Origin of the sequence: Aeromonas sp. DSM 116730 (assembly GCF_046581335.1) — a bacterium.
In the GTDB taxonomy this organism is placed as follows: domain Bacteria; phylum Pseudomonadota; class Gammaproteobacteria; order Enterobacterales; family Aeromonadaceae; genus Aeromonas; species Aeromonas rivipollensis.
The window spans coordinates 487,082-499,957 of the sequence record NZ_CP144265.1; the positions used below are offsets into that span (position 1 = coordinate 487,082).

6 protein-coding genes are annotated in these 12,876 nt (G+C 62.9%); 4 read left to right on the forward strand and 2 right to left on the reverse strand.

Annotation, left to right across the window (positions count from 1 at the left end; genetic code table 11):
- The first annotated feature begins 33 nt into the window (after window positions 1-33).
- Window positions 34-1,923: a pyruvate dehydrogenase complex dihydrolipoyllysine-residue acetyltransferase gene (gene aceF, locus Aeroheme_RS02395; protein WP_411166626.1), complete on the forward strand. Its 1,890-nt coding sequence runs from the start codon at window positions 34-36 to the stop codon at window positions 1,921-1,923.
- A gap of 153 nt (window positions 1,924-2,076) precedes the next feature.
- Entirely contained in the window at window positions 2,077-3,504 is a 1,428-nt protein-coding gene (gene lpdA, locus Aeroheme_RS02400) for a dihydrolipoyl dehydrogenase (RefSeq protein ID WP_106885664.1), read from the forward strand.
- A 221-nt stretch (window positions 3,505-3,725) separates the two neighbouring features.
- Here lpdA and Aeroheme_RS02405 read toward each other — a convergent pair whose 3' ends face one another.
- Both Aeroheme_RS02405 and Aeroheme_RS02410 read right to left on the reverse strand, forming a co-directional pair.
- Entirely contained in the window at window positions 3,726-5,372 is a 1,647-nt protein-coding gene (locus Aeroheme_RS02405; RefSeq protein ID WP_411166627.1) for a methyl-accepting chemotaxis protein, read from the reverse strand.
- 124 nt (window positions 5,373-5,496) lie between these two features.
- On the reverse strand, window positions 5,497-7,407 hold the full coding sequence (locus Aeroheme_RS02410) for a methyl-accepting chemotaxis protein (protein WP_411166628.1): 1,911 nt from the start codon (window positions 7,405-7,407) through the stop codon (window positions 5,497-5,499).
- Window positions 7,408-7,682: 275 nt separating this feature from the next.
- Here Aeroheme_RS02410 and Aeroheme_RS02415 point away from each other — a divergent pair, with 275 nt between their 5' ends.
- Window positions 7,683-9,989, forward strand: a complete 2,307-nt coding sequence (locus tag Aeroheme_RS02415) for a patatin-like phospholipase family protein (RefSeq protein WP_171276934.1) — start codon at window positions 7,683-7,685, stop codon at window positions 9,987-9,989.
- Between the two features lie 229 nt (window positions 9,990-10,218).
- A complete protein-coding gene (gene acnB / locus Aeroheme_RS02420) occupies window positions 10,219-12,816 on the forward strand; it encodes a bifunctional aconitate hydratase 2/2-methylisocitrate dehydratase (protein ID WP_139745619.1) in 2,598 nt (865 codons plus the stop codon).
- Window positions 12,817-12,876 lie beyond the last annotated feature (60 nt).

Below are 12,876 nucleotides of genomic sequence, written 5' to 3' on the forward strand. Positions count from 1 at the left end.
GCGATAAACGTACGCGTAAGAGGATAAAGCACAATGTCCAAACAGATTATGGTGCCGGATATCGGTGCCGATGAAGTTGAAGTGACCGAGATCATGGTCGCCGTGGGTGACAAGGTCGAGCTCGACCAGTCCCTGATTGCCGTGGAAGGTGACAAGGCCTCCATGGAAGTCCCGGCTCCGGCCGGGGGTATCGTCAAAGAGATCCTGATCAAGGTGGGCGACAAGGTTGCCACCGGTTCCCAGATCATGATCTTCGAAGCGGAAGGCGCAGCCGCCGCTCCGGCTCAGGCTGCCGCCCCGGTTGCCGCCGCACCGGCTGCCCCTGTTGCTGCCGCTGCCAAAGACGTGCACGTACCTGACATAGGTGACGACGAAGTCGAAGTGACCGAGATCATGGTTGCCGTGGGCGACATGGTTGAAGCCGACCAGTCCATCATCGCCGTGGAAGGTGACAAGGCCTCCATGGAAGTGCCGGCGCCGTTCGCGGGCCGCGTGGTCGAGATCAAGGTCGCCGCCGGCGCCAAGGTCTCTACCGGTTCCCTGGTGATGGTATTCGAAGTGGCTGGCGCCGCGCCTGCTGCCGTTGCTGCTCCGGCTCAAGCCGCCGCTCCCGTGGCTGCTGCCCCGGTTGCCGCCGCTGCCAAAGAGGTCAACGTACCTGACATCGGCGGTGACGAAGTGGAAGTCACCGAGATCATGGTCGCCGTGGGTGACAAGGTCGAAGCCGACCAGTCCCTGATCGCCGTGGAAGGTGACAAGGCCTCCATGGAAGTGCCTGCACCGTTCGCCGGCGTGGTCAAGGAGATCAAGGTGAAGGCCGGTGACAAGGTCTCCACCGGTTCCCTGATCATGGTGTTCGAAGTGGCTGGTGCTGCCCCTGCCGCCGCCCCGGTTGCCCAGGCTGCTGCCCCCGTTGCCGCACCTGTTGCTGCCGCTGCGCCGGTTGCTCAGGCTGCTGCCCCGGCTGCCGCCTCCTCCGACTTCGTCGCCAACGATGCCTATGTTCACGCCTCCCCGGCGGTTCGTCGTCTGGCTCGCGAGTTCGGCGTCAACCTGGCCAAGGTGAAGGCCTCCGGTCGCAAGGGGCGCATCGTCAAAGAAGACGTGCAGGCTTACGTGAAGGATGCGGTCAAGCGCGCCGAGTCCGCCCCAGCTGCAGGTCAAGGCAATGGCAACGGCATGAACGTGCTGCCATGGCCGAAGGTAGACTTCAGCAAGTTCGGTCCGGTCGAAGAGCTGGAACTGACCCGGATCCAGAAGATCTCCGGTCCTGCCCTGCACCGCAACTGGGCCATGATCCCTCATGTCACCCAGTTCGACGAAGCCGATACCACGGATCTGGAAGCCTTCCGCAAAGAGCAGAACATGCTGGCCGAGAAGCAGAAGCTGGATGTGAAGATCACCCCGCTGGTGTTCATCCTGAAAGCCGCCGCCAAGGCCCTGGAAGCGCACCCGCGCTTCTGCAGCGCCCTGTCCGAAGACGGCAGCAAGCTGATCATGAAGAAGTACATCCACATCGGTGTGGCGGTTGACACTCCGGGGGGCCTGGTCGTACCGGTCGTTCGCGACGTCAACAAGAAGGGCATCTATGAGCTGTCCCGCGATCTGGCCGAGATCTCCAAGAAGGCCCGTGCCGGCAAGCTGACCGCTGCCGACATGCAGGGCGGTTGCTTCACCATCTCCAGCCTGGGTGGCATCGGCGGTACCAGCTTTACCCCGATCGTCAACGCGCCGGAAGTGGCCATCCTGGGCGTTTCCAAGTCCGAGATGAAGCCGAAGTGGAACGGCAAGGAGTTCGTGCCGCGTCTGATGCTGCCGCTGGCACTGAGCTATGACCACCGCGTCATCGACGGTGCCGACGGTGCTCGCTTCGTCACCACCCTGAGTGGTGTGCTGTCCGACATTCGTCGACTGGTTCTGTAAATGTAAATGAGAGGGCGAGCACAGAGCTCGCCCTTTTCACTTCTCATTTCATTAACAAAATTATAAACTTGCCCCGTTTTTTTCACGGCTGCAGCCGCCTTCTTTGGCATAAGACTGTGCTGTCCGGGGATATAGAACGACAAAGAGGTCATGATGAGTAAAGAAATCAAAACTCAGGTCGTAGTACTGGGTGCTGGCCCTGCCGGTTATTCCGCTGCTTTCCGTGCCGCCGATCTGGGTCTGGATACCGTTATCGTCGAGCGCTACTCCACCCTGGGTGGCGTCTGCCTGAACGTGGGCTGCATCCCCTCCAAGGCGCTGCTGCACGTTGCCAAAGTGATCGAAGAAGCCAAGGCGCTGGCCGAGCACGGCATCGTCTTCGGTGCTCCGCAGACCGACATCGACAAGGTGCGTCTGTGGAAAGAGAAGGTCATCAATCAGCTGACCGGCGGTCTGGCCGGCATGGCCAAGATGCGTAAAGTCCAGGTTGTGAACGGCTTCGGCAAGTTCACCGGCCCGAACACCCTCGAAGTGGAAGGCGCCGACGGCAAGACCACAGTCACCTTCGATAACGCCATCATCGCGGCCGGTTCCCGTCCGGTGAAGCTGCCCTTCATCCCCCACGATGACCCCCGCGTCTGGGATTCAACCGATGCGCTGGAACTGACCACAGTACCGGGCAAGCTGCTGGTTATCGGCGGCGGCATCATCGGTCTGGAGATGGGTACCGTTTACTCCTCCCTGGGTTCCGAGATCGACGTGGTGGAATTTGCCGATCAGCTGGTACCGGCTGCGGACAAAGACATCGTCAAGATCTACACCAAGCGCGTTGCCAAGAAATTCAACATCATGCTGGAGACCAAGGTCACCGCAGTTGAAGCCCGTGAAGACGGCCTGTACGTCTCCTACGAAGGCAAGCACGCCCCGGCCGAGCCGGTTCGCTACGACAACGTGCTGGTCGCGGTCGGTCGTGTGCCGAACGGCAAGCTGATGGACGCCGAGAAAGCCGGTGTTGCCGTCAACGAGCGCGGTTTCATCGAAGTGGACAAGCAGCTGCGTACCAACGTGGCTCACATCCACGCTATCGGTGACATCGTCGGTCAGCCGATGCTGGCTCACAAGGGTGTGCACGAAGGCCACGTGGCGGCCGAAGTCATCGCCGGCAAGAAGCACTACTTCGACCCGAAAGTGATCCCGTCCATCGCCTACACAGAGCCAGAGATGGCCTGGGTCGGTCTGACCGAGAAGGAAGCCAAGCAACAGGGCCTGAACTTCGAAGTCGCCACCTTCCCCTGGGCTGCCTCCGGCCGCGCCATCGCCTCCGATTGCGCCGACGGCATGACCAAGCTGATCTTCGACAAGGACAGCAACCGCGTCATCGGTGGTGCCATTGTGGGTACCAACGGTGGTGAGTTGCTGGGCGAGATCGGTCTGGCCATAGAGATGGGTGCCGACGCCGAAGATCTGGCGCTGACCATCCACGCTCACCCGACTCTGCACGAGTCCGTGGGACTGGCAGCCGAAGTATTCGAAGGTTCCATCACCGACCTGCCGAACGCCAAGGCCAAGAAGAAGAAGTAATTTTCTTCCCCCGCTTGCATAAAAGAAAGCCGCTCTTCGGAGCGGCTTTTTTGTGGCTGTTGCGCGGGGTCTTCCCGGATTCGACGGGGAGTACCATGGCACCACAGTGCCTCCGACCTTGTGCTTGTTTGCCAGGAGATGGGACAGGCAGGCGGGTCGCCGTTGAAACCACAGGGCGCGTCGTGATGCTCCCTGTGGTTGGTCTGAGGGGAAGGGGAAGACTAGAGCCGGAAGTTGCCAACCAGCTTGTCGAGCTCGCCGGAGAGCTGCTGCAGACTGCGGCTGGACGCGGTCAGCTGGTGGGCTATGTCGGCTGTCTCTGTGGTGAGCTGGTTGATGTCCTCCACGTTGCGGTTGATCTCGCCCACCACGCTGGATTGCTCCTCGGTGGCGGTGGCGACCTGGATGTTCATGTCGCTGATCTGGGTGATGTGGGCGGTGATCTGACCGAGCGCCCCGTTGGCGGCGTCGGCCTGGGTAACCACCTCCAGACTCTGGTTGCGGCCCTGAGCCATGGCGCTGACGGCGCGGGCGCTCTGCTCCTGGAGGCGGTTGATCATGCCCTGGATCTCGGCGGTGGAGGCGGCGGAGCGGCTGGCGAGGTTGCGCACCTCGTCGGCCACCACGGCGAAGCCGCGGCCCTGCTCACCGGCGCGGGCGGCCTCGATGGCGGCGTTGAGCGCCAGCAGGTTGGTCTGCTCCGAGATGCTGCGGATGGTGTCGAGTATGCTGCCGATGGAGTCGGTCTGGCTCGCCAGGGATTCGATGACTCCGGCCACCTGCTCGATTTCCCCCGAGAGACCGACTATGCCGTGGCGGGCCTGCGCCACCACGACCGCTCCCGCATCGGCTTGATCGTTGGCCTGTTTGGCCACGTCGGCGGCCAGGGACGCATTGCCGGCGATCTCGCTCACTGTGGCGCCCATCTCGTGGATGGCGGTGGCGACCTGGACGGTGCGATCCCGCTGGGCGGTACAGTTGTGCTGGGTCAGCTGGGCCTTGGCGGCCACCTCGTTGGCGGTGGTGGCGAGCTGGCGGGAGTTGCTCGCCACCTGCTCTATGGCGCCGTGGATGCGGGCCACGAACTGGTTGAAGCTGCTGGCTATCTCGGCCAGCTCGTCCTTGCCGGTGAGGCTGGCACTGCTGTCGAGGGCGAGATGGCGGGCGGCATCCCCGATGTGCAGTTGCAGGAAGGAGACCCGGCGGCGCAACCCGATCAGGATGAGGGTCGAGACCAGCAGCGAGATGGCAATGGCGATGACTATGATGGCGATCATCTGGTTGCGACCGCTGTCATAGCTGCTCTGGCTCAGCTCGTTGCGCTGCTGGGCCTGGCCGATGAGGCCGTCGAGCAGGGCGTTGGCCCCCTTGCGCATCTCCCCATAGGTCTGGCTGTAGCTGTCCCGATAAATGGTGCGGGCCACCTCCATCTCATCCTTCTCCAACGCCTGCAGCATGGGGATCAGCTCCTCACGCTCCATCTTCTCGAACTGGCCGAGCAGCCGTTCGGCCTCGGCCCGAGCGGCGGGATCGACCTGGGCCGTCACCGCCTGCTGCATGGCCTGACGCATCTCGGGAATATCTTCCTCGCGGGTCTCCTTGACCCGGGTCAGCACCCCCTTCTCGTCGCGCAGCGAGCTGTCTTGCAGCAGCATCATGTCGATGCCGACGCGCATGCGCGGGATGCGGGAGGCCACTTCCGCCATGGCCCTCATGGGGGTGGCGGTATTCTGGAACAGCTCATCGGCCTGCTGCTTGATGTGGCCCATGCTGCGCAGGCTGGCGGCGCCGACCAGCAACAGGGCGAGACAGGGCACGGTAACGGCCAGGATGAGTTGGGTTTTGATCGTGATCTTGCCTGCCAGCATGATGGCTCCTTGGTGTGTTGCTATGTCGCTAATGTAGCGGCTTGTCATGACGGTTTGCCGTCATGCCCGGGCCGACACTCCCTGCCGACCCGGACGAAAAAGAGCGCCGAAGCGCTCTTTCATCTCATAGCCGGAAGTTGCCGACCAGCTTGTCGAGCTCACCGGAGAGCTGCTGCAGACTGCGGCTGGACTCCGTCAGCTGGTGGGCTATGTCGGCTGTCTCCATGGTGAGCTGGTTGATGTCCTCCACGTTGCGGTTGATCTCCCCCACCACGCTGGACTGCTCCTCGGTGGCGGTGGCGACCTGGATGTTCATGTCGCTGATCTGGGTGATGTGGGCGGTGATCTGGCCGAGCGCTCCGTTGGCGGCGTCGGCCTGGGTCACCACCTCCAGACTCTGGTTGCGGCCCTGGGCCATGGCGCTGACGGCGCGGGCGCTCTGCTCCTGGAGGCGGTTGATCATGCCCTGGATCTCGGCGGTGGAGGCGGCGGAGCGGCTGGCGAGGTTGCGCACCTCGTCGGCCACCACCGCGAAGCCGCGACCTTGTTCACCGGCGCGGGCGGCCTCGATGGCGGCGTTCAGCGCCAGCAGGTTGGTCTGCTCCGAGATGCTGCGAATGGTGTCGAGTATGCTGCCGATGGAGTCGGTCTGGCTCGCCAGGGATTCGATGACTCCGGCCACCTGCTCGATTTCACCGGAGAGACCGACTATGCCGTGGCGGGCCTGCGCCACCACGACCGCTCCCGCATCGGCCTGATCGTTGGCCTGTTTGGCCACATCGGCGGCCAGCGACGCATTGCCGGCGATCTCGCTGACGGTGGCGCCCATCTCGTGGATGGCGGTGGCGACCTGGACGGTGCGATCCCGCTGGGCGGTGCAGTTGTGCTGGGTCAGCTGGGCCTTGGCGGCCACCTCGTTGGCGGTGGCGGCGAGCTGGCGGGAGTTGCTCGCCACCTGCTCGATGGAGCCGTGGATCTTGGCGACGAAGTTGTTGAAGCCGGTGGCGACCTGGCTCAGTTCGTCCCGTCCTTCCACCTTGAGGCGCTGGGTCAGATCCCCGTCACCACTGCCGAGTTCGCGGAACAGGCGAGCCAGTTCGTTGAGGGGGCGACTGACGGAGCCGGCCAGCAGGACGCCAAGCAGCCCCATGCCGACGGCGATGAGCAGGCTCACCAACACTATGTGCAGCCGCGCCTTGTCCAGCTCGGCATAGATCTCGGCTTCCGGCACCTGGGCCACCAGATACCAGTCGAGCAGGGGGATATAGCTGGTGGCGAGCACCACGGGCTGGCCATCTATTTCGGCGTGGGTGGCGGCAAAGGGCTGCCTGGTCATCAGCGCGCCGGCGCCCGGGCCTGCCAGCTGACTCAGGCTGTCTCTGTCGATGCGGGCGGCGTCCGGGTGCAGCTTCACCTTGCCGCTGCCATCTGTCATGAAGACGAAGCCGCTGTCGCCGATACGGAAGTTGGCGAGCATGCTGACCATGCTGTCGAGAGACTTGGCAAGCCCGGCCAGGCCGCGCCCGTCGAGCTGCTGGAAGTTGACGAACAGCTTCACCTCGCCATTGCTCTCGCGAAAGATGCTGAGCATCAGGTCCTGGCCGCTCTTGGTGTAGTCGTAGAACCAGTTGTCCTGTTCATGATTCAGGATGCGCAGGAAGCCCTCCTGGTTGTAGTAGGCGGCGCTCTGGCGATCGGCGAAGGAGGCGGTGACCAGGCCATACTGGCTCGTCATGTCCTTGAGCTGGTCGATGAGGATGGATTCCTGCTCCTTGGGCATGCCGCGGGCCACCCAGTCCAGCACGAAGCGGTCATTGGCCAGCTGTCTGGCGGCGCTCGCGACCGAGGTGAGATCCTTCTCGATCTCCTTGCCGATGCGCTGGGTCAGGTTGGGCAGCTCCTGCTCGAACATGCGGGTCTCGATCAGCTGCTGGGCCGAGCGCTGGCTGAAGTAGCCCACCAGCAGGCAGGAGAGAGCCACGGCGAGGATGACGGTGGCCAGAATTTTCTGTTTGAGTGTCAGGCTTGCGAACATAAGGGTGACTCGGGGTGTGGGCCTAAGGTTGAGTACATATTAACGGCTGATCTGGCGCGCTCTTGAGGTGGTGGCGGCGATTATTGCCGATTAACGTTTGCGCTCACATCAGGCCGGGACTGGATTGGCGCTTATTATCCCTGGCTCTGGGGCCCCGGGGGGTGATGACATCTCGCCAGCAGGGTCGCTTGCAGTTAAAGTTCTGGAACTTATAGTTGGCAGCACTCATGTCGACGGGCTGCTCGCTCGACTCGCACGGATCAATGGACACTCATATGCGCATCTTTCATCGGGGATGGACCCATCTGCTAATGCTTCTGCTGGCAACCCTGCCATTGGCGGGGATAGCCCAGGCCAGTGACACCGGGCCCAAGGCCAGGGTGCACGGCGGCGAAGGCAAGGCGGAGAGACCCAGGATAGCCCTGGTGCTGAGCGGCGGCGGTGCCAAGGGGGCGGCCCACATAGGGGTGCTCAAGGTGCTGGAAGAGAAGCGGATCCCGGTCGACATCGTCGTCGGCACCAGCATGGGATCCTATGTGGCGGGCATGTACGCCATGGGGCTCAGTGCCGAGGAGGTGGAGCGCATGACCCTCGCCATCGACTGGAACAAGGGTTATCAGGACAAGGTCGGTCGTGACGAGCTCTCCCTGCGCAAGAAGCAGCAGAGCGAGAAGTACCAGCTGCGCACCGACATAGGGGTCAACGGGGACTCCACCCAGTTGCCTGACGGCTTCTTCCAGGGCCAATCCATGGCCAGCCTGCTGCGCCATGCCACCTCCAACCTGCCGGCGCAGAAGAGCTTCGACGATTTGCCCATTCCCTACCGCGCCGTGGCCACCGACATGGAGACGGTGACCCCCTTCGTGCTGGACAGTGGCAGCCTGGCCAAGGCGATGCAGGCCTCCATGTCCATCCCAGGCGCCCTCAAGCCCGTGGAGTGGGAGGGGCACATCCTGGCCGACGGTGGCACAGTCAACAACATGCCGGTGGACGTGGCCAAAGCCATGGGGGCCGACGTGGTGATAGCGGTGGACATAGGCGCCAAGCTGCGCACCCGGGAGTCGCTCAAATCCGGGTTGGCCATGATAGACCAGCTCACCACCTACATGACCCAGGTCGGCACCGAGAAGCAGAAGGCGCTGCTGGGGCCAAAGGACGTGCTGCTCAGTCCTGAGTTCGGTGACATGGGGATCGCCGACTTTGCCCGCATGCCGGAGGGGATCAAGCAGGGGGAGGCGGTGGCCGACCGCGCCTCTGCCCAGCTCGATGCCCTGTCGCTCTCCCCCGACGCTTATGCGGATTACCGCAACAAGAAGCTGAGCCGCCGCGCCGAGCGCAGCGGGCAGCCGGCCTACTACATCGACAAGGTGGAGATCCTCAACAAGTCGCGCCTCTCCGACGAGACGGTGCGGGCCATGCTCAAGGTGCGCCCGGACAAGGTGCAGACCTATGAGAGCCTGGAGGCCGGGATCCGCCGCCTCTACGCCCTGGAGTCGTTCGACCGCATCACCTACGAGGTGGAGGAGCGGGACGGCGAGAACGTGCTGGTGGTGGATGCCAGCGAGAAGAACTGGGGCCCGGGCTATCTCAACTTCCAGCTCGGCTTCTCCGATGACTTCGAGAGCAGCTCCAACTACAACGTCGGCATGTCCTATACCCTGACCAACGTCAACGACTGGGGCGCCGAGTGGCTGACCGAGGCGTCGCTCGGCACGGCCAAGCACCTCAAGACCGACTTCTACACGCCGCTCGAGCCTTCCCAGACCTTCTATGGGGAGGCTAGTCTGGCCTATGACAAGACCCAGCGCCGGGTCTTCTTCCCGGAGGAGGATGTCAAATCGTCCGGGGTCCGTTATCTGGACTCCGAGTACAGCTTCACCAGCATGGATCTCGCCGTCGGCTGGAACCGCCAGCCCTGGAGCAGATTATCCCTGGGGCTGGAAGGCCAGGTGGGCGGCGTCGATGTCCAGAACCTGTCCGACGCGAACGCAGATGCCACCGCCTGGGGGCCCTACATTCGCTTCGAACACGACACCCTCGACAGTCGCTACTTCCCCTACGCGGGGGTCTACTGGGACATCAAGGGGGGCTACTCCCACATCAAGATAGAGCCGACCGGCGAGCCGACGGAGAACACCGAGGGGCTCAACTACCACCTGGCGATGATCAAGCCCTGGTCATGGGGGCGGCACAGCCTCAACCTGATGCTGGAAGGGGGCGGTTCCTCCTCGGAGGAGGAGGTGCCGCTGTTCGTGCAGGATCTCGGCGGCCTGTTCCGGCTCTCCGGCTTCCAGCACTACCAGTTGAGCGGCCGCTACAGCCTGTTCAGCGGTCTGCGCTACATCTATCGGGTGGCGGACAACGACTTCGGGGCAATCAAGGCACCCCTGTTCCTCGGGGGCTCCCTCGAGCAGGGCGGGGTCTGGAACAAGGGGGCCGACATCAGCCTGGAATCTTCCTATACCTCGGGCTCCGTCTATGTGGGGGTGGAGAGCTTCCTCGGCCCCATCTTCCTCGGCTATGGCATGGCGGAGGGGGGACACGACATGTTCTATCTGCAATTGGGCACTACGTTCCAATAAGGGTGAAATGCTGACTTTTTGTTAACTTGTTTGTGCTGTGTCTCTTGTCAGTTTAAAAAAACCTAACCGGCTTATATGGTTATGCTGGTTTGGCGAATAACTGCACAGGGTTTGGATTTTAATTACTCGTTAAAACTTATATAGTGGGGGGCACCCTACGGGTGTCCCGCAAGGACGATCGCCGCGAGCTTGGGCGAACCCCAAAAAAAAGACCAAAGAGGAATTAGTCGTGCTTGAAACATACCGTAAACACGTCGCAGAACGTGCCGCCGAGGGCGTGGTTGCCAAACCTCTGGATGCAGAGCAGGTCGCCGCCCTGGTTGAACTGCTCAAGAACCCGCCCGCCGGTGAACATGATTTTCTGAAAGAACTGTTGTCCTCCCGCGTTCCCCCGGGTGTTGATGAAGCGGCCTATGTCAAAGCCGGCTTCCTCACCGCCGTCGCCAAGGGCGAGGCCCACTCCCCGATCCTGACCGCGGCCGAAGCGGTCGAGCTGCTCGGCACCATGCAGGGTGGCTACAACATCCAGCCGCTGATCGATCTGCTGGACGACGCCTCCCTGGCTCCTCTTGCCGCCAAGGGGCTGTCCCACACCCTGCTGATGTTCGACTCCTTCCACGACGTGGAAGAGAAGGCGAAGGCGGGCAATGCCCACGCCCAGCGGGTGCTGCAATCCTGGGCCGATGCCGAGTGGTTCCAAAGCCGCCCCGCCCTGGCCGAGAAGATCACCGTCACCGTGTTCAAGGTGACCGGCGAAACCAACACCGACGACCTGTCCCCGGCACCGGATGCCTGGTCCCGTCCGGACATCCCGCTTCATGCCCTGGCCATGCTGAAGAACGCCCGCCCCGGCATCACCCCGGACAAGGACGGCGTCATAGGCCCGGTCAAGGCCATCGAAGAGCTCAAGCAGACCGGCTTCCCGCTGGCCTACGTCGGTGACGTGGTCGGTACCGGCTCCTCCCGCAAGTCCGCCACCAACTCGGTGCTCTGGTTCATGGGCGACGACATTCCCTTCGTGCCGAACAAGCGCGCCGGTGGCGTTTGCCTCGGCGGCAAGATTGCCCCCATCTTCTTCAACACCATGGAAGATGCCGGTGCCCTGCCCATCGAAGTGGATGTCTCCAAGCTGGAAATGGGCGACGTGATCGACATCTTCCCCTATGAGGGCAAGATCACCCGTCACGGCACCGACGAGGTGCTGGCCCGCTTTGAACTGAAAACCGACGTGCTGATCGACGAAGTGCGCGCCGGTGGCCGTATTCCGCTGATCATCGGCCGCGGCCTGACCGACAAGGCCCGCGAGGCCTTAGGGTTGCCGTTCTCCACCGTGTTCCGTCGCCCGCAGCCTGTGGCCGACACCGGCAAGGGTTACACCCTGGCCCAGAAGATGGTGGGCAAGGCGTGCGGCGTGCAGGGCATACGCCCGGGCACCTACTGCGAGCCGCGCATGACCACGGTCGGCTCCCAGGATACCACTGGCCCCATGACCCGTGACGAGCTGAAAGACTTGGCCTGCCTCGGCTTCTCCGCCGATCTGACCATGCAGTCCTTCTGCCACACCGCGGCCTATCCCAAGCCCATAGACGTGCAGACCCACCACACCCTGCCGGACTTCATCATGAACCGCGGCGGTGTAAGCTTGCGTCCGGGTGACGGCGTCATCCACTCCTGGCTGAACCGCATGCTGCTGCCGGACACCGTGGGTACCGGCGGTGACTCCCACACCCGTTTCCCCATCGGCATCTCCTTCCCGGCGGGCTCTGGCCTGGTGGCGTTCGCCGCCGCCACCGGTGTGATGCCGCTGGACATGCCGGAATCCGTGCTGGTGCGCTTCAAGGGCGAGCTGCAACCTGGCATCACCTTGCGTGATCTGGTTCATGCCATCCCCTACGCCGCCATCCAGAAGGGGCTGCTGACCGTCGAGAAAGCGGGCAAGAAGAACATCTTCTCCGGCCGCATCCTCGAGATCGAAGGTCTGCCGACCCTGAAGGTAGAGCAAGCCTTCGAGCTGGCAGACGCCAGTGCCGAGCGCTCCGCCGCCGGTTGCACCATCAAGCTGGATCAGGCCCCGATCATCGAGTACCTGAAGTCCAACATCGTCATGCTCAAGTGGATGCTGTCCGAAGGCTACGGCGACGTGCGCACCATCACCCGCCGCATCAAGGGGATGGAAGAGTGGCTGGCCAATCCGGTGCTGATGGAAGCGGACAAGGACGCCGAGTACGCCGAGATCATCGAGATCGATCTGGCCACCATCAAGGAGCCCATCCTCTGTGCGCCGAACGATCCGGACGACGCCCGTCTGCTGAGCGACGTGGCTGGCAGCCAGATCGACGAGGTGTTCATCGGTTCCTGCATGACCAACATCGGCCACTTCCGTGCCGCCGGCAAACTGCTCGAGAAGTACCAGGGTGAGCTGCCAACCCGCATGTGGATTGCCCCGCCCACCAAGATGGACAAGGATCAGCTGACCGAAGAGGGCTATTACGGCATCTTTGGTCGCGTCGGTGCCCGCATCGAGATCCCGGGCTGTTCCCTGTGCATGGGCAACCAGGCGCGCGTGGCGGAAGGGGCCTCGGTGGTCTCCACCTCCACCCGCAACTTCCCGAACCGTCTGGGCAAGGGTGCCAACGTCTACCTGGCCTCTGCCGAACTGGCCGCGGTTGCCGCCATCATCGGCAAGATCCCGACAGTGGCGGAGTACCTGCAGTACGCCAAGACCCTGGACGCCACTGCGGCCGACACTTACCGCTACCTCAACTTCAACGAAATCGCCTCCTACACCAAGAAGGCCGATGCGGTGATTTTGCAACAGGCGGTCTAAGCCTGGCCGGTCTGACCACTGGAAATAACAATGCCGCGTCCTGACGCGGCATTTTCCATT